Below are 26,272 nucleotides of genomic sequence, written 5' to 3'. Positions count from 1 at the left end.
CCGAAGGGCTGGTTATGAGCCAGAGTTTCCGGGTTGTATGGATCGCGCGAGTGGCGTCCGGGTGAATCCGGTGTTTCCCCAGGTCAGGAGCATGAGCTCTATGGGAGATGGCCGCCCCCAGGTGGCCGATGTGCCCGGCTGAGGCGCTTCCACTTCGCCCACCCACCTCAACCACTCCCCAAGCTCCCATCCCGTACGCCGTCGACCCACACACCGTGGAGCGGGCGTGGTTCCTGGCGTCCAGGTGGAGCGCGCCACTGTACGAACGACCTGGACGCCAGGGGCCGCGTCTGCTCGGCTCTGCCTGGGTCGATGGTGTGCGGGATGGGGGCCCCCAGCATCGGCCACGACGGGCCTGCGGTCGGCGACGGCGCCCCTTCCATCCCGGTGCCGGCCGATCCCCCGCCGGAGGCACTGTTCTGACCGTCGCGTATGCGATGATCGACTCATGGCCACCGGCCCTATCCACCAGTGGGCGCGCGTCGGCGCAGCGCGGGCGGAGCGGGCCGAAGGCAGGAGCGTCGCCCGCAGCGGAACCGGGAAGCGCGCCCGGCGGAGCGGAGCGCAGCCGGGGCTTGATGAGGTAGAGAAACCTGTAACAGCTCGCGCGAGCCTACGCGTCGAAGTCGTACTCCAGGATGTAGGAGGCGGCATCGAGCGTCATTTCGTTGATCTCGACGGGGCGCCCCTCGTCCGCGAACGCGGTCCGGCAGATGAGGATGACCGGCGTGCCGGCGGAGATGCTCAATTGATCCGCTTCATCCCTCGTAGGCATGCGGGAACGGATCTCTTCGCGGAAGTGGACCGGCTTGTATCCAAGCTCGGCGAGCCGGGCGTACGTTCCGCCGGGCCCCGTGTCCTCCTGGGTGATCGCAGAGCCCGCAACCACTGGGGTAGGCAAATAGCTGGTCGCCAGAAGGACGGGCTTCCCATCCAGGACGAACCGTCGACGCCGCACGCACACGGTGTCCCCATCCCCCAACTCCAGGACGGTCCTGATCCTCTCCGGCGCGTCCTCCTCCGACACCGTGACCTGATCGACCACAAGGGTGCGGTCCTCGATGTCGGCAGCCCAGATGGAGCGACCGTTTCCCCACTGCTCCTGGGCAAGCCGTTGGATGCCGCGACGCCGCAACGGGCGAAAGGCGCGAACGAAGACGCCGGCGCCCTTGCGGGACTCGGCAACCCCTTCGTCCTTGAGCACGCCCAAGGCTTGGCGAGCCGTCATACGGGCTACGCCATGCTCGGCCATCAGGTCGTTCTCTCCCGGAAGCCGATCACCGGGACCGTATGCGCCCGACTGGATCGCCTCACGTAGGGAGTCCGCGATCCGCTGGTACTTCGGCCGACGGTCGTCGTCGGTGTTGGCCATTCCGGAGCCCTCCTCTCTTCTCTAGACAGCCTAGGCCATAGGTAGGTCGCCCGCTCAGTGCGTGTAGCCGCAATCCTTCACCTACAACATCTCTAGACATCTCCCTTGACGACGTCTCTAGACATGTGCTCTTCTTGAGATGTCTAGAGAGGCTGCGCAAGGCAGTCTCCTCGATGTGAGGGATGTGCTCATGCCGTCGTTCAAGATCGACCTCTCGACCGCAGTGGTGTTCGTGGCGACTGCCCCGGAACCCAAGATGGTCAACAAGAAGACCGGTGAGCGGGCCGTGGACCGGGAGACCGGTGCGGACCTGTCGACCGTGGGACTGCTGGTCTCGGACGAGGGAGAGGGCAACCTCTACCAGGTGACCGTCCCGGAGACCGGCTACCCGGAGGGTCTGGCGCCGGGCATGCCGGTGCGGGTAACGGGGCTGAAGGCGCGGGACTGGGAGAACGAGTTCAACGGTCAGAAGCGTCACGGCATCTCGTTCCGCGCCATCGCGATCACCCCGGTGGCCTGACCATGACCGACCTGACGAGGTGGCTGGAGGCTACGGGGGGCCTGGCGGCTGCCGGTGGTGTCGGCTACGCGAAGGTGCGGGCGCCGCGTGCGTACTGGGCGCTGGTGGGTCTGCCGGTGACGTTGACGCGGTTCGGGTTCTCGTACCGGTCCACGATGGACGTGTGCGGGCTGACGGTGCGGCCGTCGGGTCTGCGGGCGTTCGTGACGCGGAACTTGGCCCGTCGTGAGGTGCAGCCGGTTCCGCCGAAGATCCGCCGGGTGCGGGGTATGTCGACCGGGCTGCGGGTGACGCTGCGACTTCCGGCCGGCCTGGAGCCCGCCGACGTGGCTGCCGCTTCCGAACGGCTGCGTCATGCCTGGGGCGTGCACGCGGTGACCGTGGCGGAGACCAAGCCGGGCTTCGTGGAGCTGCGGATGACCGGGTATGACGTGCTGCGCCGGGTGCGGATGCCTCGCAAGGCCGTGCCGCACGACATGATCGTGCCGGTGGCACTGCGCGATGACGGCACCGCCTTCGAGCGGGACTACCGCAAGGCACCCATGGCGCTCACCTTGGGCGCGAACGGGTCGGGCAAGTCCATGTACCAGCGCAACCTGATCATGGGGTTGGCTCAGCTTCCGATCGCCCTGGTCGGGGTGGACTGCAAGCGCGGGGTTGAACAGTCCGGCTACGCGCCGCGCTTGTCGGCACTGGCCACCACCCCGGACGACGCCTCGTCACTGTTCGGCGTGCTGGTCGCCGAGATGGAAGACCGCTTCGACCTGCTGAGCAAGCACGGCGCCTCTGACATATGGGACCTGCCTGAACGCCTGCGGCCGGTGCCCGTGGTTCTGCTGGTGGACGAGGTCGCGGAACTGTTCCTGATCTCCTCGAAGAAGGATGAGGAGCGGCGGGAGCGGATCGTGACTGCGCTGATTCGACTGGCGCAGATGGCCCGTGCGGTCGGCATCTACCTGGAGATCTGCGGTCAGCGGTTCGGCTCCGACCTGGGCAAGGGCGCCACCATGCTCCGCGCCCAGCTCACCGGCCGGGTCGTGCACCGGGTCAACGACAAGCAGACCGCCGAGATGGGTCTCGCCGACGTCGCCCCGGACGCCGTACCGGCCGCGAGCCTGATCCAGATGGACCGGCCCGGGACCGCCGTCGCGGCGGACACCTCCGGCGGCTGGTCGAAGATCCGCACCCCGGCCATCACCCGAGACGAAGTGATCGCAGTCTGCCGGGACTTCGCCCACCTGGTCCCGGACCTTCCGTTCCTCGATCCCTTCCGCCCCCACGTGCCCGCCAAGGCGCCGGCGGAGGGCCCGTCGCTGGTCAAGCCGCGACCGGTCACCGAGTAACACCCGACCCTTCCACGGTCGGCGCGACCGTCCTTCGCGCCACGTCCCTACCCCCTCCATGCCTGATTCCGAAAGGAACCCCCGATGTTCTGCGAGTACTGCGGCGACGTCGACGGCGAGGAAACCGGCGTCGACCACGACGAACGTGACTGCCCCTGGTACGACACCGACAACGGCCCGGTGACCATCGACGCTGACCAGCTGGCCGACACCCTGACGGTCACCGCGGACGGCGTCCCCGCCCAGCGGGCCGCGATCGGCCTCCTGGTCGCCCACGGTCTGTGGATCAACCGCCTGGCCGAACGGCCCGGACTGCTGCTCATCGACTACTCCGGCCCCGTCCCCGCGCCGTACGGCGTGGACTGGGTCAAGGTCGTCGAGGCCCTGGATGCGAGGGATCTGCCTGCCTCCAGCGGGGAGCTGCGCATCCTGGCGCTCGCCGCCTCCCTCGCCCACCCGGCCGCCCGGATCCCGCTCGGGGATGCGGTCAGCGGCCTGGACGCGGCCAACCTGGACCTGCTCATGTCGGCTATCGCCGAGGCCAACGGCCGCCCGCGGGCGCAGTGATGGCGTCCCGACTGCGCCCGGACGCCGTTCTCATCCAGGCCGTCATCGCCGGTGCGCTGTCCTTCGCCCACCTGCACGACCTGGCCGGGGCGGCTGGTCAGGCCGGGTGGAAGGCCTGGGCCTACCCGGTCTCCGTCGACCTGCTGTTGGTCGCCGCCTGGCGCCGACTGCGGACTGCCCGGCGTGACCGCTCGGCCTGGACCTGGTTCGTCATCGCCCTGGGTGCTTCGCTCGGCGCCAACATCGCCACCGCGGGACTCCTCGACCTGCACCAGGTACCCGCGTGGTTGCGGATCCTCGTGGCTGGCTGGCCCGCCCTGGCCTTCCTCGGCGGCACGCTGCTCGTCCACTCGCCCGCCACAGCCCCGGCGCCGGCCGAACCGGAAGTCGAGGAACCGGCCGTGCCGAACGTGGAGGTCGAGCGCGCCGACGAACCCGCGCCAGCTCCGGCTCCGGAACTGGCTCCCGCGCCGGACCCGGCACCCGTGAAGCCCGCCGTTCGTGCCCCGGTCGTCCCGGCGGCCCTGCTGGATCACGCCCGCAAGCTCGCCGAAGCCCACCGGGCCTCCACCGGGTCCCCGATGCCCGCCGACGCGCTCTCCGCCCGCCTCGGCCTGCCAGAGGACATGACCCGCGCCATCACCGATCAACTCCAACTCGCCTGATCCCAAAGGGGGGATTCGCCGTGACCGTCTATCGCCGCTTCCGCGACGTGATCCGCATCGGTCCCGTCCAGGTCGCCACGTACTTCGACGGCCGTGGACGTGAGAAGCACACCGCCGCCTGCACCGCCCCCGGCTGCGGCTTCTCCGCCGACTATCCCGACCGCTCCGCCGCTGAGCTCGCCGCCCGCACCCACCGCTGCAAGGCCTAGGAGGACAGCTCGTCATGAACGTTCCGCTCTGGCTCGCCGTGATCGGCCTCGGCTACCTCGGCGTCAAGCACGTCCGCCCGCCGTGGTGGCTCGTGGCCCTGCTCCTCCTCGGCGGCTACCTCCTCGCCCACAGCGCCCTCGGCCCGGTCGTCGGCTCCCTCGTCAACTAATCCAACCCGAAGGGATACATGCCGTGTTCACCCCGAAGTACCCGCCCCCGGACACTGCCCCGGCCTCGGCCGTCATCCAGCCGCAGGCCACCGCCCCGGCCCCCGTCCAGGCGGTCCCGGTCCCGGTCGCCCCGGCCTCGAAGCGGCCCGCTGTCCAGCTCACCCCCGGCAGCGCGCTCGCCCTCGCCGCCGGCGGCGGTGCCGTGGTCCTCGTCGTTGGCGCGGTCCTGGTGTCGCTGCTGCTGGCGGTTGCCATCACCGGCGTCTCCGTCGCCGTGGTCGCCGTCGTCCTGCGCCTGCTGATCAAAGACCTGAGCAAGGGGCGGTGACCTGCATGGACGGGACCCTGATCGCTGCGGGCTTACCGGCTCTCGGCTGGACTATCCACGGCGGGGTGCTCCTGCGCCGCCTAGCCACCGCCCGCCGCGACCCCCTCACCGGGCTGCACACCCGCGACGGATGGACGGCCCGCGCCGAGCGCCTCCTCGCCAGGCACCCCGGCGCCGTCGTGCTCCTGGTCGACCTGGACGACTTCAAGGCGATCAACGACACCCACGGCCACGCCGCCGGAGACGCCGTGCTCACCGCAGCCGCCCGCCGCCTGAGCACCTGGTGCGGATGCCACGGCATCGCCGCCCGTCTCGGCGGGGACGAGTTCGCCGCGATCGTCACTCACCCCGACCACACGGCCGGCCTCCCCGCCCTCCGGGACGCCTTGGACCGTCCGGTCGACCACAACGGACACGCCCTGCCGGTCTCGGCCTCGGTCGGCTCCTGCCACCGCTCCCACCTGGCCGTCCCGACCCTCACCGACGCGCTCTCCGCCGCCGATTCCGCGATGTACGCGGCCAAGGGTCACGGCAGGCGCAACACACGCTAAGCGGCCCCCGGAGCGGCCTCGGTCGCCAAACTTCCGCCGCTCCGGGCGCCTGGACCCCTTCAAATCCAACGGACCCGAAAGGGAGACCCATCATGCCCCAGCACGCCTCGCACCGGCGGATCTGCCGCCACTGTGACGGCTTCGCCATCGCCGCGATCAGCACCGGGACCCGCCACCGTGACGGCTCCCGCGTGACCATCCGCGTCACCTGCCCGACCTGCAAGGGCACCGGCACCGCTCGCCGCGTGCGCAGGCAGGAGGTGACCGCCTGATGCCCCGCAACTGGAGCCGTGGAGTCGACCGCATCCACTACGAGGGGATCGACGGCGACTACGACCGCTTGAAGAAGACTGCCAAGGCACACGAACTGCACGACAACCAGCGGAACGCGAAGCCGTCCCGGCCTGACCGCACGGACCTGTCCGGGCCGACCAGCAACGACGCCAACACGCCCAAGAAGCGGCGTTGGGGCCGGTGATCAAGTGACCGACACCGCCACCATGGCGGGCCTGGACCCGACCACCCTCGCCGACGTGCTGAGGCTGGCCGGGTCCACCGGCTTCGACCGCCTTCAAGAACAGATCCGCCGTACCGGCGGCTGCTCCGACCCGATCCGCCTGACGGGCGCCACCGTCACCCGCGACCGCGCCACCGGGCAGATCCTGCACTCCTACTCCACAGACAGCGAACCCGGAGGCTGGCTCCGCCTCGCCTGCGGCAACCGCCGCGCCTCCCGCTGCCCCGCCTGCGCCTGGACCTACGCCGGCGACACCTACCACCTCATCCGCGCCGGCCTCGTCGGCGACCCCGCCAAAGGCACCCCCGAAACCATCCGCGATCACCCCCGCGTCTTCGCCACCCTCACCGCCCCCTCCTTCGGCCTGGTCCACAACCGGCACGACAACCAGCCCTGCCGCTGCGGCACCCACCACGCCGAAGACGCGCCCGAACTAGGCACCCCGCTCGACCCCGAGACCTACGACTACGCGGGCGCGGTGCTGTGGAACAACCACGCCTCCGACCTGTGGCGCTACTTCACGATCTACCTGCGCCGCGAGATCGCCCGCCGTGCCGGCCTCACGCAGAAGGAAGCCCACGCCCAGTCCCGCGTCTCCTTTGGCAAGGTCGCTGAGTACCAGAAGCGCGGCGCCGTCCACTTCCACGCCGTGATCCGGTTCGACGGTCCCGACGGACCCGACAGCCCGCCCCCGGCCTGGGCCACCCTCGACCTGCTCACCGACGCCATCCACGCCGCAGCCGCCCGCGTCGCCGTCGACATCGACGCGGCCGGGGACCAGCCCGCCCGCACCCTCACGTGGGGCAAACAGCTCGACGTGCGCCCGATCCGGGCCTTCGGCAAGGGAGAAGAGATCACCGAACAGGCGGTCGCCTCCTACCTCGCCAAGTACGCCACCAAAGCCGCCGAGACCACCGGCACCGTGGACCGCCGCATCGGCAGCAAAGAGGCCCTGGCGCTGCTCGGCGTCCCCGACCACCCCGCCCGGCTGATCGAAGCGTGCCTCGACCTGCACGCGCTTTACCCGGACCGAAAGCTTCGGGACTGGGCTCACATGCTCGGCTTCCGGGGCCATTTCTCCACCAAGTCCCGCCGGTACTCCACCACCCTCGGCGCCCTCCGCCAGGTCCGCGCCGACTACCGCGCCGCCCAGCAACGCACCGCCCTCGGCCTGCCGGACCCCGACGACGAGACGGAGGCAACCACGCTCACCCTCGCTCACTGGACCTACGCCGGCCACGGCCACACCCCCGGTGAGTCCTGGCTCGCCGCCAACATCCGCCGCGATATCCAGCACAACCGCGAGATCGCCCGCGAGGAACTACCCGCCCTGCTCGCCGACGAAAGGAACTGCTGACCATGGCCTCAGACCTGCCGAACCGGTTCCTGACCCCTGAGGACCTGGTCGAGATGTTCGAACTGCCCAGCGTCGAGACGGTGTACCAGTGGCGCCGCAAGCGCACCGGTCCCCGCGGCTTCCGGGTCGGTCGGCACCTGCGCTTTGACCCCAGTGATGTGCGGGCCTGGGTGGACTCTCAGCTTGGGGAGGCTGCCTGATGGCTGGGCACATCCAAGATCGCTGGTACAAGACCGAGACCGGGCCGAACGGCAAGCCCGTGCGGGTCAAGAGCGAGCGCTACGGCACCGGCATGCGCTACCGGGCTCGGTACGTCGGCCCGGACGGAACCGAGAAGTCCAAGAGCTTTCCTGATCGCAAGAAGCGGGAGGCTGAGCGGTGGCTGGAGCGCACCCAAGCGGACATGGCGACCGGTCACTACGTCGACCCAAATGCGGCCAAGGTGACCTTTCAGGAGTACACCGAGAAGTGGCTCACCACTCTCGGAGCCGACCCGAACACGATCGAGTCGATGAACTCCCAACTCCGGCTACACGCGTTCCCATACATCGGCAGGCGCCCGCTCGGATCCTTCAAGCCGGAGCACATCCGAGAGTGGGTGGCAGCGCTCGAAGCCAGCGTGCCCGGCTCGTACGGCCGGATCATCTACGCGAACGTGCGAGCGGCCCTGAGCGCCGCTGTTGATGACGGATACCTGAGCCGTAACCCGGTCTCCGCTCGATCCGTGAAGCCGCCGGCGCTTGAGCCCAAGCGCGTGGTTCCCTGGTCGGCTGAGCGGGTGTTCGCTGTACAGGCAGCGATGCCGGAACGGTACCGGGCCATGGTTGACCTGGGCGCGGGTTGCGGCATGCGCCAGGGGGAGATCCTGGGAATCGCCGTGGATGCGATCGACTTCGAGTCCGACACGCTGCACGTGGTGCAGCAACTCAAGCTCAGTCGGAGCAAGCCCGTGTTCGCGCTGCCCAAGGGCGGCAAGACCAGGGACGTACCGCTTCCCGGTCCCGTGGCCGACGCGCTCAGAGCCCACATGAAGCAGTTCCCGCCGGTCGAGATCACGCTGCCCTGGAAGACGCCGGACGGGCCGAAGGTGACCCGGCGGCTCATCTTCATGGCGCCTGGGGGCAACCATGTGTGGCGTACCTCCCTCAACGAGGAGGCATGGAAGCCTGCGCTCGTCGCGGCCGGCGTCATCCCGGAGCCGGAGACCAAGGCGGCTGGTTACGCGGCGGCTCGCGAGCACGGCATGCATGCGCTGAGGCACTTCTACGCGTCCGCGCTCCTGGACGGCGGGGAGAGCATCAAGGCGGTCAGCGAGTACCTCGGGCACAGTAACGCCGCCCTGACGCTACGGATCTACGCGCACCTCATGCCGAGCAGCCAGGAGCGAACCCGGACGGCAATCGCGACGGTCTATGCCAAGGCTCAACGTCCAGTCTGACGGCCCACAGACGGCCCACGGCCCCGTGAAGGCTGACCAGTTCGGTGGAATCCGCTGGTAGAAGCCTTGCGGGGCCGTCGACTTGCTTCTCTGAGCCGGAGAAGACGGCGGCCTACCTGTCCTCGGTCACTGGGGCCTGAGCGTCCGGTCGTACGGCACCGAGCACCGGATTGGACGCCAGCGGTGACAGCTCGACGTTCGCTCCGGGTCTCGGTGCCTGTACCACCTTGCCGTCGCCGACGTACATCGCCACGTGGGTCGCGTCCGGGAAGTACACCACCAGGTCACCGGGGCGGAGCTCGCCGAGCGGGATCCGCTTCAGGCGCTGCCACTGCTCCTGGCTGGTGCGGGGGATGGATCTGCCCGCGTACTCCCAGGCCTGGGAGGTGAGGCCCGAGCAGTCGTAGGCGCCGGGGCCCTGCGCACCCCACATGTACGGCTTGCCGAGCTGGTACAGGGCGTAGCGGACCGCGCGGGCGCCCTCGGCGGAGGCGGGACGGTTCGCGGGGAGGGAGCCGGAGGCGGCGAGTTGCTGCTGGGCGGCGGCCGCGCCCCGCTGTTCCAGCGCGGTGACCGCGGCCAGCTGGGCCGGGGTGAGGGAGGCCAGCAGGCGCTCCACACCGGTCAGCCTCCTCTGCACGTCGTCGCGCTGTCCGCGCTGCCGGTCGGCGAGGGTGAGCTGGGCGTCCAGGGCCCTGCGGGCCGCCCGGGCCAGGGTGTCCCGCTCCTTCTCCGCGGCGGTCAGCCGGTGCACCGTGCGGGCCTGCGTGCGGGCCAGCTCGCCGATGACATGGCTCTCGTCCAGCGCGGCCTGTGGATCGGGGGCCAGCAGCACGCGGACGTACGGGCCCAGGCCGTCGGCGCCCTGGTACTGCCGGCGGGCCAGCCGGCCGGCGTCGCTCCGGCTGTCCTGCAGGGCGATCCGGGCGCGCGCCAGTTCACCGTCCAGGCGGGCCACCTCGGCGCGCCGCCGCTTCAGCTTCTCGGCGGTGGCGTTGTAGGCCTCGGTGGCCTGTTCGGCCTGGCGGTACAGCCGCTGAAGCTCCGTCAGCAGCTGGGGCACGGAGCGGTGCGGGTCCGGCGCGGCCGCGGCGGGTGCGGGCACGAGGACGGCCTGGGCCGCCAGCGCGGTCGTACAGGCCAGGCGTGCAAGCATTCCTGACACGTCATCACCTCGGGTGCGGGGAGGGAATCCCGGCGGGCGGGCTGTTCGCCTCCTATCGCACCGCGATTATCAGATGTATCCGTGCGGGGCGCGCTCCCGGCGTGCGCGGTTCGGCGCAAGCTGTCACTCGTTCGTGGCGCCCGGCCCACCGGGCGGCCTGGCGGCCGGTTTCGACCAGGGCCATCTGAGCCGTCCGCCGGAGGTGTCGTCCGGGTCGTACTGGTACTTCCACCCCTGGGTCAGCCCCAGCCGCTTGCTGTGCCCCCTGGGCACCCGGCGGTAGACGAGCACGGTGGGCGGGCCGCCGTCCGGGTCCGGCACGGGGATGCGGTACGTCTTCGGCGGGTGTCCGGTGGGCCCGACCATGACCGGCAGCACGCGCCCGTCCATGGGGCCGCCCTCGAAGGGGGTGTCCTCACTCTTCACGGCTCAAGTCTCAGCCATCCTCGCCGAGCGCGCTGACGACGGCGGCCGTCTGCGGGTCCCGGCCCGCGGTGACCGTGAGGACGGCCACGAACTGCTCCACCAGCCAGGCGCGCAGCTCCTCCACCGGGGGCTGCTTGTCCTCGTCGAGCCAGATCAGGGAGGCCGCCTCCACGGCCGTGATCCAGGTCCGTACGGTCATCCGCAGCCGGGGACCGGGCTCGGCGACCCCGAGATGGCTGTAGATGTGCTCGGCGGCGGCCCGCCGCACCCCGTCCACGATGGCGGTCGTCCGGGACGTCTCCACCACGCTGCCGCCCTGGAGCAGCGCGCTGAACCCGGTGTCGTGCTGGTCGACGAAGCTCAGATACCGGTCCAGGGCGCGGGACAGGCGGGGCAGCAGGGGCCCTTCGCGGGGCTCGTCGAAACACAGCTGCAGCTCTTCCGCGGCGGAGCGCAGCGCGGCCTCGTACAGCTGCTGCTTGCCGCCCGGGAAGTACCGGTACACCAGGGGGCGCGACACTCCGGCGGCCTCCGCCACGTCGTCCAGCGACACGTCCTCGGGGGCGCGGTGAGCGAAGAGCGACAGAGCGGCACCGAGCAGCTGACTTCGCCGCTCCTCGACGCTGAGCCGGCGGTAGGCGGGGGTCGCGGCGGGGGTCATGTGCCGCAGCCTAATCGCTCCGCTCGGGGAGCCGCCCGGCCCGGACCTACGCCAGCAGCCCGGACGACCTCCACAGCCGGCGCCCCACACCCCGGAGCACGCCGATGTCGTCCAGGAAGTCCGTCAACCGCTTCGCCCCCGTCTGCATGACCTCCCGCCGGTGTCCGCTCGCCCGCACCTGGGCCATGGCCTCCCGCTTGTCGAGCCCGACGTTCGTGTACACCTCGGGGTTGACGAAGGCGACCGAGAAGACCCGCGCGAACTCACCGGACGTGATCCTCGTGAACTCCTGGGACCACTTCGGCGCCGTCACCATCTGGCGCCGCAGCTCCTCGCGGGCGTACCGGACGTGCCGGGCCTCCTCGACCACGTGGATGCGGGTGACGCCCCGGATCAGCGGCTGGATCCGCTCGTCCGGGAAGGTCAGCCGCTGCATCCAGTCCAGGACCTCCTCGCCGAGCAGCGTGGCGGTGAAGGAACCGGGCGTGGTGGAGATGGTCTTGAAGAGGCGGCCGAGGTTCTGGTGGACCCTGGCGACCGGGTACCAGGGCGTGCCGCCGTGCGAGATGAGGCGCGCGAACATCTTGGAGTGCCGGCACTCGTCCTCGATCTCGGTGAGGGCGTAGCGGACGTGCGCGCTCGTCGCCGCCTTGTCGTAGATGTGCCGGACCAGCAGCTGCATCAGGATGATCTCGAACCAGATGCCGAGCGAGGCCAGTGCCGCCGCCTCGTGCTGGGAGAGCAGGATCCGCTGCTCCTCGCTCATCCGCTGCCACATCGGCGTGCCGTAGAGCGAGACCAGCTCCGGCGGCCAGAACCACTTGCCCTCCTCGAAGGGCGCGTCCCAGTCCAGCTCCCTGTCCGGGTCGAAGGAGTGCTTGGCGGAGGAGACGAGCAGCCGTTCGGCCACCTGCTCCCGGTCCTTGAGCAGGCCGAGTGCATCGCGCAGACCGTCCAGCGCGTCCGCTTCCGTCAGGGTCGTCATGGCTCCCTCACCTCGTTACCGGGGGGTAGTCGTCCTTGCCCTTATGAGACTGCCTGTCAGCAAGGCAGTCAATCCCTTGCGCATGACTTGTTGACTTCGCGTCTACGTGTGAGCCTGCGGGGTATGCCGACCCATGACCTGTACGCCAACGACCCCGGTGACTCCCCCTGGCAGGTGCCCGCGAGCGGCGCCGCCCGGTTCAGCTGGGAGTACGACGACGGCCGCGAACGCCTGCTCGCCCTCTACCAGAAGGGCAAGGACAAGCAGTGGGACGGGCAGCAGCGCATCGACTGGGACCTGGAGGTCGACCCGTACGACGCGCTCGGCACGCCCGACGAGGCGATGACCCTCTACGGCACGCGGTACTGGGACAGGATGACCGAGAAGGACAAGGGCGAGCTGCGGCGGCACTACGCCTCCTGGCAGTTCAGCCAGTTCCTGCACGGCGAGCAGGGCGCGATGATCTGCGCCGCGCGGATCGTGGAGTCGGTGCCCGACCTGGACGCCAAGTTCTACTCCGCGACCCAGACCATGGACGAGGCCCGGCACGCCGAGATCTACGGCCGCTTCCTGCACGAGAAGATAGGGCTCGTCTACCCGATCAACGACAACCTGCAGTCCCTGCTCGGCGACACGCTCCGGGACAGCCGCTGGGACATGCCCTACCTGGGCATGCAGGTCCTCATCGAGGGGCTGGCGCTGGCCGCCTTCGGGATGATCCGGGACACCACCGACAAGCCGCTGCCCCAGCAGATCCTGACCTACGTCATGCAGGACGAGGCCCGGCACGTCGCCTTCGGCCGGCTGGCGCTCAGGGACTACTACAAGCAGCTCACCGACGCCGAACTCCGCGAGCGCGAGGAGTTCGTCATCGAGGGCTGCTATCTGATGCGCGACCGGCTCCGGGGCGTGGAGGTCCTGGAGAACTTCGGCATCCCCAAGGCCGAGGCGGAGGCGCTGAGCGAGCGCTCCGAGTTCCTCCAGCTCTTCCGCAAGCTGCTGTTCAGCCGGATCGTGCCCTGCGTCAAGGACATCGGCCTGTGGGGCAAGCGACTGCAGGAGGCCTATGTCGACATGGGCGTCTTCGAGATGGGCGACTCCAGTCTGGACCTGCTGATGGCCCAGGACGAGGAGCTGGCCGAGCAGTTGGACGCACAGCGGTTCGCCGCGGAGGAGCGGGCGCGGGTGGCGGAGGTGCAGGAGGCCATCGAGGCGGGGTCGGCGGAGGGCTGAGGCGGCTGTCGGGCCGGTCACCCGGGTGCAGTAGCGTGCGGGCGTGTCCATGCCTCCGCCACCGCAGCAGCCGTACCCGAACGGCCAGCCGTACCCCCACGGCCCCCAGCAGCCGCCGAACCCCTACGGCCCGCCCCCGCGGGCCGCCCCCGGGCCGTACGGCCGGCAGCCCGCGCAGGCCCCCGGGCCGTACGGCTCCCCGTACCCGCAGCAGCAGCCGTACCCGCCCCAGCCCTACGCCCAGCAGCCGTACCCGGGCTGGGGTGCGCCGCCCATGGCCCCGCTGCCGAAGAAGCGGCGGGTCGGGCTGATCCTCGGGATCGTGGGCGGCGTCGTCGTGGCGGTCGTCGTGGTGCTCGCCGTGCTCGGGATGGCGGTGGACAGCGGCTTCCCCGAGGCGAAGAACAAGCTCACGCTGCCCCGGACGCTGCTCGACGGGAGGTACCGGCTCGCCCAGGACCTCTCCGACTCCGAGGGCAAGAAGATCGAGGACGAGGCGAACGGCGCCTGGGACGCCAAGGACCTGCACGGTGTGGTCGGCACGTACGGCGCGGACGGTGACACGAGCAAGGGCACCCTGGTGATCTCGGGCATGTACGGCCGGTTCAAGAACACCGACGCCGCCCGCAGGAACATGATGAAGGGCGCCGCCGAGGGCGACAACGCCAAGGTCGCCGTCCCCCCGAAGGACTTCGACCTGAACGGCGTGACGATCAGCTGCGAGGTGGTGACGCAGGTGCAGCTGGGCACGAAGATGACCATGCCCATGTGCGCCTGGGCCGACGGCAACACGGGCGCCACGGTCGCCACCGTGAACGCGGACTCCTCGCAGAGCCCCTCGGACATCGACCTGCAGGAGTTCGCGAAGAACACCCTCACGATCCGCTCCGAGGCGGTCAAGCCGATCGGCTGACCGGCCGGCCACCGGGCCCCCCGGGATGTGATGCGGCCGGTGCTCACCGGCCGAGGACCGCTCGCATCACATCCCGTGCGATCGGGGCCGCGTTGCCGCCGCCGCTGATCTCGCCCCGGTTCGCCGAGGCGTCCTCCACCACCACCGCGACCGCCACCTGCGGATCCAGGGAGTTGTCGGCCTGCGCCCAGGAGACGAACCAGGCGTACGGCACACCGGAGTTGCCGACCCCGTGCTGCGCGGTGCCGGTCTTGCCGCCGACCAGGGCGCCGGGAATGGCCGCCCGGGTGCCGGTGCCCTCCCGGACCGCATCGGCCATCAGCCCCTTCAGCCGTTCGGCCGTCGAGGGGTTCATCACCTGCCGCACCGGATGCGGCCCGCTCCCGGACACCGTCTCACCGCTCCTCCGGGTCGTCCGTTCCACCAGGTACGGCGACCGCAGCTGCCCGCGGTCCGCGACGGCCGCCGCGACCATCGCCATCTGCAGCGGAGTGGCCCGCGTGTTGTACTGCCCGATCGAGGCCAGCGCCAGCTGCGCCCGGTCCACGTGCGGGTCGAAGGTGCTGGGCGCGACGGAGAAGGGGATCCGCAGCCCGGTGTCGCCGAACCCGAACGCCCGTGCCGTGGCCACCATGTTGCGCACCCCGACGTCCACGCCCAGCTTGGCGAACACCGTGTTGCACGACCACTCGAAGGCCGACCGCAGCGAGGCGTCCCGGCAGCCGTCGGCCTCGTTGGTCAGCCGGGTCGTGGTGCCGGGCAGCCGGTAGGGGTCGGGGGAGTCGGTGCGCGCGTCCAGGTCGGTGACCACACCCGCGTCCAGCGCCGCCGCCGCGGTGACCACCTTGAACGTCGACCCCGGCGGATAGGTCTGCCGCACCGCCCGGTTGAGCATCGGCTTCTCCGGGTCGTGGTTGAGCCGCGCCCACGCCGAGGTCACCGCCTCACCGTTGCCGGAGAGCACCCCGGGGTCGTACGACGGACTCGACACCAGCGCCAGGACGCGGCCCGTGGCCGGGTCGATCGCGGCCACCGCGCCCTTGCGCCCGGCCAGCCCCCGGTACGCCGCCTCCTGCGCGCGCCGGTTCAGCGTGGTGACGACGTTCCCGGCCGGACTGAGCCGGCGTGTCATGTCGTTCCACAGCGGCAGCGGCGACAGCATCGGATCCGTGCCGGAGAGCACCCCGTCCCCGGCGTGCTCCAGGAACGTGGTGCCGTACGACTGCGAGGAGAAGCCGGTGACCGGGGCGTACAACGGACCGTTCCGGTAGGTGCGTTCGTAGCGCAGTTGCTCGCCGGTGTCCACGGAGCCGGTGACCGGCTCGTCGCCGACCAGGATGTTGCCGCGCGGCTGGCCGTAACGGGCGATCTCGGGGCGCCGGTTGGCCGGGTTGTCGTCGTAGACCCGGGACTGCACCACCTGCACCCGGGCCGCGTTGACCAGCAGCGCCGCCAGCAGCAGCGTGCAGAACGCGCAGGCGTGCCGGATGTAGCGCGCCATCGGCCGCCCGCCCTCGTGGAAGCCGCCGTACTCGGTCACGGTTGTGTCTCCCGCCCGCTGCGGTCGCTCACGGTGCCTCCCGCCCGTCGTACTGGTTGCGCGCCGAGTCGCTCACCCGGATCAGCAGCGCCACGATCGTCCAGTTGGTGACCACCGAGGAGCCGCCCTGGGCGAGGAACGGCATCGCCATGCCGGTCAGCGGGATCAGCCCCGTGACCCCGCCCGCGATCACGAAGACCTGCAGCGCCAGGATCGAGGCCAGCCCGACCGCGAGCAGCCGGCCGAAGGGCTCGCGCAGGGCGAGGCCCGCCCGGTAGCCGCGCTCCACCAGCAGCGCGTACAGCAGGATGATCGCCGCGAGCCCCGCGAGGCCCAGCTCCTCGCCCGCCGTGGCCAGGATGAAGTCCGACTTGGCTGCGAAGCCGATGAGGACGGAGTGCCCGCGCCCGAGCCCGGTGCCGAGCACCCCGCCGGCCGCGAAGGCGAACAGCGACTGGGAGAGCTGGTTCGGTCCCTGCCCGGCCTCGATGGTGGCGAAGGGGTGCAGCCAGTCCACGATCCGCTGGTGCACATGCGGCTCCGTCCGCCCGACGGCCACCGCACCGAGCACGGCGAGCAGCAGGCCGACCGCGAGCCAGCCCGTGCGCCCCGTGGCGACGTACAGCAGCACCACGAACAGCCCGAAGAACAGCAGCGAGGTGCCGAGGTCCCGCTCCAGGACCAGCACCCCGACGCTCAGCAGCCAGATCGTCACGATCGGCCCGAGCACCCGGCCGGTCGGGAACTGCAGCCGCCACAGCCGGCGGCCCGTGTACGCGAGCGCGTTGCGGTTGGCGGCCAGGTAGGCGGCGAAGAACACCGCGAGCAGCACCTTCGCGAACTCGCCCGGCTGGATGGAGAATCCGGCCAGCCGGATCCAGATCCGGGCCCCGTTGACCGCCGGGAACAGGATCGGCAGCGCGAGCAGCCCGAGCGCGGCGGCCACGCACACGTACGCGTACCGCTGCAGCACCCGGTGGTCGCGCAGCACCAGCACGACACCGATGAACAGCCCGATGCCGAGCGTGGACCACACGAGCTGGGCCGGGGCCGCCTGGTCGTGCGTGGTCTCCCGGTCCAGCCGGTAGATCAGGACCAGCCCGAGCCCGTTGAGCAGCACCCCGATCGGCAGGAACAGCGGGTCGGCGTACGGCGCCCGGACGCGCACCGCGATGTGCGCGCACAGCGCGAGCACGCCGAGCCCGGCGCCGTAACCGACGGCCCCGGGCGGGACGGTCCCGGTCCGCGCCAGCCCCACCGCGCAGTAGCCGTACACGGACAGCAGGACGGACAGCAGGATCAGGGCGAGTTCGATGCCACGGCGCCGGGGGAGGCGTACGACGGCTGCGGGAGCCTGCGCCGCCGCCACGGTGGTTCCGGCCTTGGTCATGCCGGGAAACTACCCAAATAGGGCGTCTTGTGTGCTGGGCGCGCCCCAAAGGGGCGCCGGGGTGTCTCCGAGTGGTCCCGATCCCGCTACCGGACCTCACCCACGGGCAGGACCAGCGTGGCGACGGCCCCACCGTCCACCGCGTTCGCGAAGAACAACCGCGCTCCCAGGACCTCCGCCTGCCCCACCGCGATGGTCAGCCCGAGCCCGTGCCCGGTGGCCCCGCCCTCCGTACGGAACCGCTGCGGTCCGTGGGCCACCAGATACTCCGGGTATCCGGCCCCGTGATCGCGGACGGTCACCACGGCCCCGTTGACCGTCAGAACCACCGGCGGAGCCCCGTGCTTGTGGGCGTTCGCCACCAGGTTCCCCAGCACCCGCTCCAGCCGCCGCCGGTCGGTCTCCACCCGCGCGTCGGCCAGGACACGCACCTCGGTGTCGGTGCCCGAGGCCCGTACCACCCGCCGGGCCAGCGCCCCCAGCTCCTCGGTGTCCACCGCCGGCTTCTCCCGCCCCGTGTCCAGCCGGGAGATCTCCAGCAGGTCCTCGGTGAGGGTGCGCAGCGCCGCCACCCGGTCCCGCACCAGCTCCGTCGGCCGCCCCGGCGGCAGCAGCTCCGCCGCCGCGTGCAGCCCGGTCAGCGGAGTGCGCAGTTCATGCGCGACGTCCGCGGTGAACCGCTGCTCGCTCAGCAGCTTGCCCTGCAGGCTCGACGCCATGGAGTCCAGCGCCGCCGCCACCGCGGCCACCTCGTCCTGCGGGCGGGACGGATCCTTCGTACGGGGGTCCTCGACGCGCGCGTCCAGGTCGCCCGCGCTGATCCGCCGGGCCACCCGTGCCGTGCCGTGCAGCCGGCGGGTCACCCGGGTCACCGCGAACACGCCGACCACCACCGTCGCCCCGATCGCGAGCACCGAGGACCACAGGATCGAGTTGTCCAGTCCGCTGATGGTGCGCGACTGCTGCGTGTAGTCGACCGCCACGGCGAGCGCCCGATGTCCGGCCACCGGGCCCGCCGCCCACATGGTCGGGCGTCCGTCATGAGTGGAGACGATGGTGCCGCGCTCGCCGGCCGCCGCCATGGCGCGCAGCGGCGCGGGCAGCCCCTGGGGGTCCACTCCGGCGTTCGGCATCAGCGCGTCCCCGGCCTCGTAGTCCGCGGTGGCGTCCGCGAGCCGGGACAGGGCCGTGTTGCGGGCCTGGCCGACGGTCTGGTTGGTCACCGAGACGTGCACCAGGACGCCGAGCAGCGCGGCCAGCGCACAGCACATGACCGTGATGAACGCCGCCGCCTTCACGGCGAGCGGGCCCGCCCAGCGGGGCAGTGCGAGCCTCATCGCGCGCTCGCCGAGGAGAAGGCGGCGGGGGAGGAGGCGGCGGAGGAGGAGGCGGCGGAGGACGAGAGGGACGGCGAGGGGGAGGGAGAGGCCTTCTTGGGGCGCCGGCCCTTGCCGGTGTGCAGGTATTCGTCGCGGGAGAACACCATCGCGCGCTGCCCCGGGTCCCACACCCAGGTCGTGCGGTACTCGTAGCCGGAGATGTCGGCCGGTGAGCGCTCGATCAGCGAACGGCCGGCCAGCTCCACACCGAGGATCGCGTCGTTGTCGGCCAGCACCTGCACCAGTTTGTGCTTCTCTACGGTGTAGACCCGCACCCCCGTCTGGTTGGTCGGGTAGAGCCGGAAGCCCAGCGTCATGTCGTCCCGGCCGTCACCGGTGAGGTCCCGGTAGTACGGCGTCAGCAGTGGGCAGCGGGCCCGGTCGCCGCCCGGCCGGCAGTCCTTCAGCCGCTCCACGGTCGCGTGGTAGGCCCCCTTCGACCCGTAGTCGTCCGGGTGCGCCCTGACCTCGGCCTCGACCACGTCCACCGGGTCCACCTCGCGGATGTCGTCGCCGGGCACCGTGACGCCCTTCACGACCTCCCTGGTCGCCACGTCGTAGGGGTAGGCCGGACTGGACGCGGGGCGCAGGTCCGGCCAGAGCTTGGCGGGGCTGACGGCGGCAGGGGTGGCGCCCGCGCCCCGCAGCCCGCCGGCGTCCCCGCAGGCCACCGCCGTCATCGACAGGAGGGCGACGGCGGCCGCGGTGAGGGCGGTGCGCGCGGGACGGCGGGCTGGCACGGTGCTCCTGGGGTGTCGGGGTCACTGGGGTCGCTCGGGGCCCCGTACACCTTATGCGTAGACGAGTAAATTCCGATGTAAGTACTTTTTGCGTCCATGGGGGTGACGCTCGAGTTCGAAGAGAGGCTACTCGGCCAGTTCCTCCAGCAGTCGCACGGTCGACAGTCCCGCGCGCAGGTACTCCACGAACAGCTCGTTGTGCAGCGCCCACGCCGAGCGCCGGGCCCGGATCAGCCGGATCACCTCGTCCGGCGGGGCATGCCCCCGCTGGGCCAGCGCGTGCGCGACGACCAGGCCCGAGCGGTTGTACCCGTGGTAGCAGCGCACGAGCACCCGGCGCCCGGCGTCCAGCGCCTCGTTCGCCGCGCGGGCCAGCCGGATCACCCCGGCGAGCTGCGTGCCGTCCAGCGGGCCGTCCGGGATGGGCCACACATGGTGCTCGACTCCCGGATCGGGGCCGTATCCCGGCAGCCGCAGCAGTGTCTGCACCACATCGAACTCATCGTGCACGACGGCGAGCTCCGGCCGCCCCGAGTGGCCCCGGAACTCGTGCCCGCCCATCCACAGGCCGGGCACGACCTCGTTCCACGGGCTCTCCGGAGCCGGTACGTCGGGCTGCTTCCCGCGGATCCGCAACGGCGCCTCCCCAACTCCCCCTCGCGGGGCCGCCCTCCACGGTAACCGGTCTTGCCCCAAGAGCACCCCGCCTGTTCCCATGGACGAGGGGTGATGGCGCATGAGCGCACTGCGCGTGGTGCCGGCCTATCGGCACGGCCGGGAACAGCTGTACGTCTGCCGCCCGGACGGAAGCAATGTCGCCTGGTACGACCGTGAGACCGGCCGGGTCAACCTGCTCGGCGAGGACAGCAGGGACGACGTCCTCCAGGCCCTGAAGCCGTTCCTGACCGGCCCGGTGACCGTGGGCCCGCCGCCGGTGCCGACCCCCGCGGAGCTGGCCCGGCTCACCCTGCACCCCGACGACGACCTGGCGCCCAACCGCCCCGGCGAGGCCCTGCTCGTCGCCCTCGACCGCGACCCCGGCCCCGCGCACCGGCTGCGCCCCGACCCGCGCCGGCGCGCCCTGATCGCCGAGGAGGCCGTCGGCGGGGCCCTGGACGCCCTGGAGGGCGCCGGCTGGCACGCCCTGCACTCCATCCCCCTCCCCGGCGGCGACCGCATCCACCATCTGCTGCTCGGCCCCGGCGGCCTGTTCGCCGTGCACGCCCTGTACGCCCGCAAGACCCGGGTCCTGGTCGCCGACCCGATGGTCACCCTCGGCCGCCGCGAGGCCGAGCCGCTGCTGCGCCGGCTGCGCGCCGTCGCCGACCGGGCCTCCTACGCCCTGACCGCGGAGGTCCGCCCGGTCCTCGCCCTGGCGGGCCCGGCCGAGGTGACGGTGCGGATCCAGCCGAGGACGGTACGGATCCTCCAGGACACCGAGCTGGCGGGCCTGGCACGGCTCGGCGGGGTGCTGAAGCCGGCGGACGTGGAGGCACTGCACGGGATGGCGCGGGACCGGAACACGTGGGGGAGGGTGTAGGCCGGTCTTTCCGCACCGGCTGCTTCCGCACCGGCTCTTTTCGAACGGGCTGCTTCCGCGCCGGCTCTTTTCGAACCGGCCGGCACCGTCCAGCGCGTCCGGCGTGGTCAGCGGCGCCGAGGGCGAGAACCGTGGTCAGCGGCGGCAGGGTGAGAACCGGAACTCTGGTCAGGGCAGGGGCGGCGCCGCACCCCGGTCCAGCAGGGGCGCCAGCAGATCCCCGAGGTCCTGCAGCCGCGGCGCGATGTCGCCCGCCTGGAACTCCAGCTGAGCGGGGTCACGGCAGTCGGCGACCTCCTCCCAGGTCACCGGCGCCGACACCAGCGGGGCGGGGCGGGCGCGCAGCGTGTAGGGCGTGGCCGTGGTCTTGCGGGCCGCGTTCTGGCTCCAGTCGACGAACACCTTCCCCGGCCTGAGGCTCTTCGTCATCCGGTGCACCACCAGCCTCGGCATCGCCCGCTCGGCCTCCACGGCCAGTGCCTTCGCGTAGTCGCTCGTCCGCTCGGAGGACGAGCCCCGGACGGAGGCCAGCAGGTGCAGCCCCTTGGACCCGGCCGTCTTCGGGTACGCCTCGACGCCGTCCGCCGCGAGTCGCTCGCGCAGCCACAGGGCGACCTCGCAGCAGTGGACGACCGTCGCGGGCGCGCCCGGGTCCAGGTCGAAGACCAGTCGGTCGGCCTCGTCCGGGCTCTGCACCAGCCACTGGTGGGTGTGGAACTCGGTGACGAGATTCGCCGCCCAGACCAGGCTCGCCAGATCCTGTACGACGACCATCCGGGCCGGGCTGTCCGCCGAGGACCGCGGTACCTCGGCGGTGGTGACCCACTCGGGCGTACCCGGCGGAACGTTCTTCGTGAAGAAGTGCTGCCCCTGCGGCCCGTCCGGGTAGCGCAGGAAGGAGACGGCCCGGTCCCGCAGATGCGGCAGCAGCACATCGGCGCTCGTCGCGTAGTAGTGCACCAGCTCCGCCTTGGTGAAGCCGGTGTCCGGATACAGCACCTTCTCCAGGTTGCTGAGCGCGACCCGCCGCCCCTCCACCTCTGTGATTGGCGTCATACCATGACAATTCCAGACAAAGCGGTGGAACCGCTGCAAGCGGTGAGGAAAGGGTGCGGCACGTGCGGTCGATATGGAACGGCGCCATCTCCTTCGGGCTCGTCAGCATCCCGATCAAGCTGGTGAACGCCACGGAGAGCCATGCGATCTCCTTCCGCCAGATCCACACCGAGGACAACGGCCGCATCCGCTACCGCAAGGTGTGCGAGCTGGAGGACCGCGAGGTCACCCAGTCGGAGATCGGCAAGGGCTACGAGGACGCCGACGGCACGATCATCCCCATCACCGACGACGACCTCTCCCACCTCCCCATCCCGACCGCCCGCACGATCGAGATCGTGGCCTTCGTGCCGACCGACCGGATCGACCCGCTGCAACTGGACGCGGCGTACTACCTGGCGGCCGGCGGCGCCCCCGCCGCCAAGCCGTACGTCCTCCTGCGCGAGGCCCTCAAACGCAGCAACAAGGTCGCCATCGCCAAGTACGCGCTGCGCGGCCGCGAGCGCCTCGGCATGCTCCGCGTGGTCGGTGACGCCATCGCCATGCACGGCCTGCTGTGGCCGGACGAGGTCCGCGCGCCCGAGGGCGTGGCCCCCGACGCCCAGGTCACCATCCGCGACAAGGAACTCGATCTCGCCGACGCCCTGATGGACACCCTCGGCGAGGTGGACCTGGCGGACCTCCACGACGAGTACCGCGAGGCCCTGGAGGAGGTCATCGCCGCGAAGGCCTCCGGCGAAGCCCCACCGGAGGCACCCGCACCGGCCGCCGGGGGCAAGGTGCTGGACCTGATGGCCGCCCTGGAGAGCAGCGTGCGAGCGGCCCGCGCATCACGCGGCGAGCCGACTCCCTCCGAGGGCCCGGCCGAGGTGAGACCCCTGCCGCGCAGAGCCGCACCCAAGGCGGCGGGCGGCAAGAAGTCGACGTCCACGGCGAAGAAGGCGACCGCCGCGAAGAAGACGACCACCGCGAAGAAGCCCGAACCGGCCCGTAAATCGACGTCAAAGGCGACCGAGGGCGCGAAGAAGACGGCGGCTTCGAAGAGCACGGCGAAGAAGCCGGCGGCGAAGAAGACCGCGTCGCGCAAGCGGACGGCTTGAGGGTGCTGCAAGAACGACCCATCGGCCCTGAGTCCTCCCTGGCAGTGTGCGCTCGTGCGTGCAGCGGACGGTGTGGCACGCACGTAGGGGGCTGACAGCGCGAGACGCCCTGGTCAAATGCGATCTTGTGCGGAGACACCATCACAACTCGGCAACGGCCTGCTGCATGATCGTCATTGACTGGAAAGATGGCGCCCTAAACGGAATGTCAGAAGGGCGCAGAACATGGGCTTCTCCTACCGTAAGAGCTTCAAGGCGGGCCCTTTTCGCGTCACGGCTTCCAAGTCGGGGATCAGTTACTCCGCCGGCGTGAAGGGCGTCCGGGTGACCAAGCGAGCCAACGGGCGCCTCCAGACCACCATCTCCGCTCCCGGTACTGGCCTGAGGTACACCACCAGCAGCAGCGGCAAGCGGCGGGGTGCAGCGGCCCGGGCCACTGCGGTCGACGCGGTGGCGACTACCAGCCCGCCAGCTCGCCATGAGCGCAGAGAGCGGCGGCCCGGTGGGTGGTACTTCGTGATCGTGCTTCTCTCGGCGGGCCTCTTCAGCGCTGTACCCTTCGCTCACGCGGCAGCCCGATTGGGCCGTAGGGACCTCCGCCTTCGGGCCGGAATCCATGCCGCTGTCGCAGCCGTGCTGGGTGTGCTCACGTCGATCACTCCACAGGACGCGCAAGGGAATCCGGTCGGTACGGCCGGCCATGCGCTGAGCACGATCTTTGGTCTCCTGGCATTGGCCCTGATGGTGACGGCCTGCTTCCAGTTGGTCCCGCTCCGCCGCGAGGTCTACGGCCTTGACGCGGGGCCGACACCGCCGCCCCATCCCGCAGCAGCCGATCCGGTCGTCGCAGCGCACCTTGCTGCCCGCGCTCGCCGCGACGAAGCTCGGGCCCTCGCACAGAGCGACCCCGTTCTTGCCTACGACCTCCGCATCGGCCGTCCGGACCTGCCGCGTCAGTACGACGACGGTGGCCTGATCGATCTCAACAGTGCGCCGGCCCAGGCCATCGCCACGGCCTGCTCCATCGAGTCATCTTTGGCCGAGCGAATCGTGGAGGCTCGTCAGGAGCTTGGTTCCTTCAGCTCGTTGGACGAGGTGATCGTCTTCGCGGAGGTCGAACAAGGTGCCGTGGCGCGGATCCGCGACTACGCGCTGCTCCTGCCGAGGTAGGCACTGATACCCGCGGCAGGCCTGCCGGCCTGCCGTGAACGCTTCAAGATCAACACGCTATTCCAACGTGATCACTGGCAACCTGCTGCCTTTCGAGGCGCATCTGCCTGCCCATACGCGAAGACCCCGGCCTCAGCGCTTCCGCTGGTGACGGGGTCTTTGGGCACCTCATGCTGGATGCCCCGGCAGGATTCGAACCTGCGCACACGGCTCCGGAGGGCGGGTAGTTCCCACACGGTTCCGCAGGCGGGCGGTCTATCTGGCGGGATGTCAGCCCGGCCGTCCCGCGTATATCCCGCGGCGGTGAAATATCCTGTATCTGAAGGAAATCGCTTTCCGCTAGCCGGTCAGCGCCGATCCTGCCCTGACGGCCACCAGGATTGTGCCCATGTCGCCCCGTTAGTCGCGGGATGCTGGCTCACGTCAGGCCGTGGATGAGTCCGTCGCTCCGGCCGAAGCGGCGAGAACGGGGCACGTGAGCCGGAGGTTGGAGCTGGCGCGCTACCATCCACCTGGGCCTGGCTCGGTGTGGTGGCAGGCGGTTCGGGGGAGTAGATGGCATTCGCACGACCAAGGCGGGCAGAGTGCCCGTCTCCGGCGCGATCGCCGCGGCTGGCGATTTTGCGCCCCGACCACGACTTACTTCGTTTGCTCGATGCTGACCTCACCAAGGAAAGGTCCTACTCTCAATCCTGCCGTGACTGGCCCGAGGTCAAGTCACACCTTGCGATCCTGCTTGCTCCTCCCGACGAGCGGAGTGATGAACACGACCGGGATCAGCAGGAGCGGATCTGGGGGCTGGGTATCGTGCGCCCTGCCAATGAGACCGACGTAGACCGGAAGGTATTCGTCACGCATGCACGACGGCTTCGAGCACTGGTCCCTGTTTCAGCGCTCTGGTGCGCTGAGTTGGACGGCGCAATCGCCGAGTCGTTACCGGAAAGCGGTCCTGTCACGGTCGGCGCGGACATCGTGCTCGCCAATCTCCGGCGGATCTCCCCTGACATTGAGGCGGAAGTCCAGAAGCTGACGCCACTGCTCGATGAAGGTGAATGCTGGAGCAGTCAGGAGCTCCGCTGGCGTGATGAGCGCGACGCTCTGCTGCTCTTCGCGAAGATAGCGGGGTTGGCCCAGAAAGACTTCACGCGGGCGCATCGCTGGGACAGGGCAGCCGTCGGCGCAAGCTATATCAGCGGGCTCACCGGGACTGCGGTTCAGCCGATGTTCGGCGATTTTCACGGTCGTGCAGCGGAGAGGTTCAGCGGTACCTGCGATACGGTCGTGCGAGCGTTCGTGGGTCGCGGAAATGGCCAGAGTTACGAACTTGAGGCCACGTCGGTAATCGACCCATGGGTGGTCGACGGTGAGGAAGGCTCCCTCGACGCCTACTATTACCATGCCGACACCGAGACACTCGTCATACTGCGCTACCTGCGTCTTGAGTCGAATGGGCTCTTCTCGCCTGCTGTTCTGCGAAGCCTGGATGAATTCCACAGTCGAGCTCACAGTTCGACGCAAGGTGCTCGGCGGAGCGCCGACGATTACGGCTTGTTGGAAGGCCCGCTCTTTCTCCGCATTCACGAGGACGTTCCCTTCACTTCTGCTCTGCATCGGACGAGCTCCGGCGCGATCTACCCATACGGCCAGGTCGCCGCAGCGATCCCGGCCGCTGTGGCGCCCGGTTTCCCAGGCTCTCCCGTCGACTTGCTCACCCGCCACCTGGTACCGACCGACTTCGCCCGTCTGGTGCGCGACGGTTGGTTCGGTGCAAGGGGCGTGTCCTTCGACCTCGCCATGAACTGCGTAAAAGCCACCGTCAACTCGGTCGGTGCTGCCCTGGTGGTCGTCGACTTCAGCCGTCGGCCGCGTAGCAACGGTTCAGGGCTCGGGACGCGGGTTTAGGTCATGCCATCAGGACACCATCAAGTGGGAAGGC

General features: G+C 70.4%; 30 protein-coding genes. 19 read left to right on the top strand and 11 right to left on the bottom strand.

Going from position 1 to position 26,272, the window contains the following annotated elements; genetic code table 11:
* Positions 1-613: 613 nt before the first annotated feature.
* Complete coding sequence (locus ACFYZB_RS14420; protein WP_388758273.1) at positions 614-1,372, bottom strand: GntR family transcriptional regulator; 759 nt, start codon at positions 1,370-1,372, stop codon at positions 614-616.
* A 190-nt stretch (positions 1,373-1,562) separates the two neighbouring features.
* Between ACFYZB_RS14420 and ACFYZB_RS14415 the strand changes: the two genes are divergently transcribed.
* From ACFYZB_RS14415 to ACFYZB_RS14355, 13 genes are all read left to right on the top strand, one after another.
* The gene (locus ACFYZB_RS14415) at positions 1,563-1,892 is read left to right on the top strand and encodes a hypothetical protein (RefSeq protein WP_388758271.1); all 330 of its coding nucleotides are present in this window, start codon (positions 1,563-1,565) and stop codon (positions 1,890-1,892) included.
* Positions 1,893-1,894: 2 nt separating this feature from the next.
* Positions 1,895-3,235, top strand: a complete 1,341-nt coding sequence (locus ACFYZB_RS14410) for an FtsK/SpoIIIE domain-containing protein (RefSeq protein ID WP_388758269.1) — start codon at positions 1,895-1,897, stop codon at positions 3,233-3,235.
* 84 nt (positions 3,236-3,319) lie between these two features.
* A complete protein-coding gene (locus ACFYZB_RS14405) occupies positions 3,320-3,802 on the top strand; it encodes a hypothetical protein (protein ID WP_388758267.1) in 483 nt (160 codons plus the stop codon).
* Positions 3,802-4,467 carry a DUF2637 domain-containing protein gene (locus tag ACFYZB_RS14400; protein ID WP_388758265.1) on the top strand — a complete coding sequence of 222 codons (666 nt, stop codon included), beginning with the start codon at positions 3,802-3,804 and terminating at the stop codon, positions 4,465-4,467. The genes ACFYZB_RS14405 and ACFYZB_RS14400 overlap by 1 nt, the downstream gene beginning before the upstream one ends.
* Positions 4,468-4,487: 20 nt before the next feature.
* Complete coding sequence (locus tag ACFYZB_RS14395) at positions 4,488-4,676, top strand: mobile element transfer protein (RefSeq protein ID WP_388758263.1); 189 nt, start codon at positions 4,488-4,490, stop codon at positions 4,674-4,676.
* A gap of 14 nt (positions 4,677-4,690) precedes the next feature.
* Entirely contained in the window at positions 4,691-4,846 is a 156-nt protein-coding gene (locus ACFYZB_RS14390; RefSeq protein ID WP_361193809.1) for a hypothetical protein, read from the top strand.
* A gap of 23 nt (positions 4,847-4,869) precedes the next feature.
* On the top strand, positions 4,870-5,175 hold the full coding sequence (locus tag ACFYZB_RS14385; protein ID WP_388758261.1) for a SpdD protein: 306 nt from the start codon (positions 4,870-4,872) through the stop codon (positions 5,173-5,175).
* A 5-nt stretch (positions 5,176-5,180) separates the two neighbouring features.
* The gene (locus ACFYZB_RS14380; RefSeq protein WP_388758259.1) at positions 5,181-5,726 is read left to right on the top strand and encodes a GGDEF domain-containing protein; all 546 of its coding nucleotides are present in this window, start codon (positions 5,181-5,183) and stop codon (positions 5,724-5,726) included.
* 92 nt (positions 5,727-5,818) lie between these two features.
* Positions 5,819-5,998, top strand: coding sequence for a hypothetical protein (locus ACFYZB_RS14375; protein ID WP_388758257.1), 180 nt, complete (start codon positions 5,819-5,821; stop codon positions 5,996-5,998).
* Positions 5,998-6,204 (top strand): hypothetical protein, encoded by a 207-nt coding sequence (locus ACFYZB_RS14370; RefSeq protein ID WP_388758255.1) that lies wholly within the window; start codon positions 5,998-6,000, stop codon positions 6,202-6,204. Before ACFYZB_RS14375 ends, ACFYZB_RS14370 begins: the two co-directional genes overlap by 1 nt.
* Positions 6,205-6,208: 4 nt before the next feature.
* Positions 6,209-7,600 carry a replication initiator protein RepSA gene (gene repSA, locus ACFYZB_RS14365; RefSeq protein ID WP_388758253.1) on the top strand — a complete coding sequence of 464 codons (1,392 nt, stop codon included), beginning with the start codon at positions 6,209-6,211 and terminating at the stop codon, positions 7,598-7,600.
* Positions 7,601-7,602: 2 nt separating this feature from the next.
* Positions 7,603-7,800, top strand: coding sequence for a helix-turn-helix transcriptional regulator (locus tag ACFYZB_RS14360; protein ID WP_388758251.1), 198 nt, complete (start codon positions 7,603-7,605; stop codon positions 7,798-7,800).
* Positions 7,800-9,038 (top strand): tyrosine-type recombinase/integrase, encoded by a 1,239-nt coding sequence (locus tag ACFYZB_RS14355; RefSeq protein ID WP_388758249.1) that lies wholly within the window; start codon positions 7,800-7,802, stop codon positions 9,036-9,038. The genes ACFYZB_RS14360 and ACFYZB_RS14355 overlap by 1 nt, the downstream gene beginning before the upstream one ends.
* Positions 9,039-9,150: 112 nt before the next feature.
* On the opposite strand, the gene ACFYZB_RS14350 is transcribed toward ACFYZB_RS14355, so the two are convergent.
* The 4 genes from ACFYZB_RS14350 to ACFYZB_RS14335 form a co-directional block, all read right to left on the bottom strand.
* Entirely contained in the window at positions 9,151-10,203 is a 1,053-nt protein-coding gene (locus ACFYZB_RS14350; protein ID WP_388758247.1) for a C40 family peptidase, read from the bottom strand.
* A 123-nt stretch (positions 10,204-10,326) separates the two neighbouring features.
* Positions 10,327-10,629 (bottom strand): hypothetical protein, encoded by a 303-nt coding sequence (locus ACFYZB_RS14345; protein WP_351208119.1) that lies wholly within the window; start codon positions 10,627-10,629, stop codon positions 10,327-10,329.
* A 10-nt stretch (positions 10,630-10,639) separates the two neighbouring features.
* Complete coding sequence (locus tag ACFYZB_RS14340; RefSeq protein WP_388758245.1) at positions 10,640-11,290, bottom strand: TetR/AcrR family transcriptional regulator; 651 nt, start codon at positions 11,288-11,290, stop codon at positions 10,640-10,642.
* A gap of 46 nt (positions 11,291-11,336) precedes the next feature.
* A complete protein-coding gene (locus ACFYZB_RS14335; RefSeq protein WP_388758243.1) occupies positions 11,337-12,275 on the bottom strand; it encodes a diiron oxygenase in 939 nt (312 codons plus the stop codon).
* Between the two features lie 123 nt (positions 12,276-12,398).
* Here ACFYZB_RS14335 and ACFYZB_RS14330 point away from each other — a divergent pair, with 123 nt between their 5' ends.
* A complete protein-coding gene (locus ACFYZB_RS14330) occupies positions 12,399-13,508 on the top strand; it encodes a ferritin-like domain-containing protein (protein WP_351208122.1) in 1,110 nt (369 codons plus the stop codon).
* Between the two features lie 49 nt (positions 13,509-13,557).
* Positions 13,558-14,421 carry a hypothetical protein gene (locus ACFYZB_RS14325; RefSeq protein WP_388758592.1) on the top strand — a complete coding sequence of 288 codons (864 nt, stop codon included), beginning with the start codon at positions 13,558-13,560 and terminating at the stop codon, positions 14,419-14,421.
* 43 nt (positions 14,422-14,464) lie between these two features.
* Here the strand turns inward: ACFYZB_RS14325 and ACFYZB_RS14320 are convergent, their stop codons facing one another.
* From ACFYZB_RS14320 to ACFYZB_RS14300, 5 genes are all read right to left on the bottom strand, one after another.
* On the bottom strand, positions 14,465-15,922 hold the full coding sequence (locus tag ACFYZB_RS14320; RefSeq protein WP_388758590.1) for a penicillin-binding transpeptidase domain-containing protein: 1,458 nt from the start codon (positions 15,920-15,922) through the stop codon (positions 14,465-14,467).
* A gap of 67 nt (positions 15,923-15,989) precedes the next feature.
* The gene (locus ACFYZB_RS14315) at positions 15,990-17,351 is read right to left on the bottom strand and encodes an FtsW/RodA/SpoVE family cell cycle protein (RefSeq protein WP_388758241.1); all 1,362 of its coding nucleotides are present in this window, start codon (positions 17,349-17,351) and stop codon (positions 15,990-15,992) included.
* Positions 17,352-17,437: 86 nt separating this feature from the next.
* Positions 17,438-18,688 (bottom strand): ATP-binding protein, encoded by a 1,251-nt coding sequence (locus tag ACFYZB_RS14310; RefSeq protein WP_388758239.1) that lies wholly within the window; start codon positions 18,686-18,688, stop codon positions 17,438-17,440.
* Entirely contained in the window at positions 18,685-19,470 is a 786-nt protein-coding gene (locus ACFYZB_RS14305; protein WP_351208125.1) for a hypothetical protein, read from the bottom strand. Before ACFYZB_RS14305 ends, ACFYZB_RS14310 begins: the two co-directional genes overlap by 4 nt.
* Before the next feature lie 126 nt (positions 19,471-19,596).
* The gene (locus ACFYZB_RS14300) at positions 19,597-20,106 is read right to left on the bottom strand and encodes a protein phosphatase (RefSeq protein WP_388758236.1); all 510 of its coding nucleotides are present in this window, start codon (positions 20,104-20,106) and stop codon (positions 19,597-19,599) included.
* 100 nt (positions 20,107-20,206) lie between these two features.
* On the opposite strand from ACFYZB_RS14300, the gene ACFYZB_RS14295 reads away from it, so the two are divergent.
* Positions 20,207-21,010 (top strand): nuclease-related domain-containing protein, encoded by an 804-nt coding sequence (locus ACFYZB_RS14295; protein WP_388758234.1) that lies wholly within the window; start codon positions 20,207-20,209, stop codon positions 21,008-21,010.
* Positions 21,011-21,178: 168 nt separating this feature from the next.
* Here ACFYZB_RS14295 and ligD read toward each other — a convergent pair whose 3' ends face one another.
* Positions 21,179-22,066 (bottom strand): non-homologous end-joining DNA ligase, encoded by an 888-nt coding sequence (gene ligD, locus ACFYZB_RS14290; protein WP_388758233.1) that lies wholly within the window; start codon positions 22,064-22,066, stop codon positions 21,179-21,181.
* Positions 22,067-22,128: 62 nt separating this feature from the next.
* Here ligD and ACFYZB_RS14285 point away from each other — a divergent pair, with 62 nt between their 5' ends.
* The 3 genes from ACFYZB_RS14285 (at position 22,129) to ACFYZB_RS14275 (ending at position 26,238) form a co-directional block, all read left to right on the top strand.
* A complete protein-coding gene (locus ACFYZB_RS14285) occupies positions 22,129-23,166 on the top strand; it encodes a Ku protein (protein WP_388758231.1) in 1,038 nt (345 codons plus the stop codon).
* A gap of 225 nt (positions 23,167-23,391) precedes the next feature.
* Positions 23,392-24,336, top strand: a complete 945-nt coding sequence (locus ACFYZB_RS14280; protein WP_388758229.1) for a DUF4236 domain-containing protein — start codon at positions 23,392-23,394, stop codon at positions 24,334-24,336.
* Between the two features lie 648 nt (positions 24,337-24,984).
* Positions 24,985-26,238 carry a hypothetical protein gene (locus ACFYZB_RS14275; protein ID WP_388758227.1) on the top strand — a complete coding sequence of 418 codons (1,254 nt, stop codon included), beginning with the start codon at positions 24,985-24,987 and terminating at the stop codon, positions 26,236-26,238.
* Positions 26,239-26,272: the final 34 nt, after the last annotated feature.

It is taken from the genome of Streptomyces sp. NPDC001852, from assembly GCF_042891825.1.
Lineage (GTDB): Bacteria > Actinomycetota > Actinomycetes > Streptomycetales > Streptomycetaceae > Streptomyces.
The sequence above is the reverse complement of the archived record's forward strand: the minus strand, read 5'-3'. Positions and strand labels throughout refer to the sequence as shown.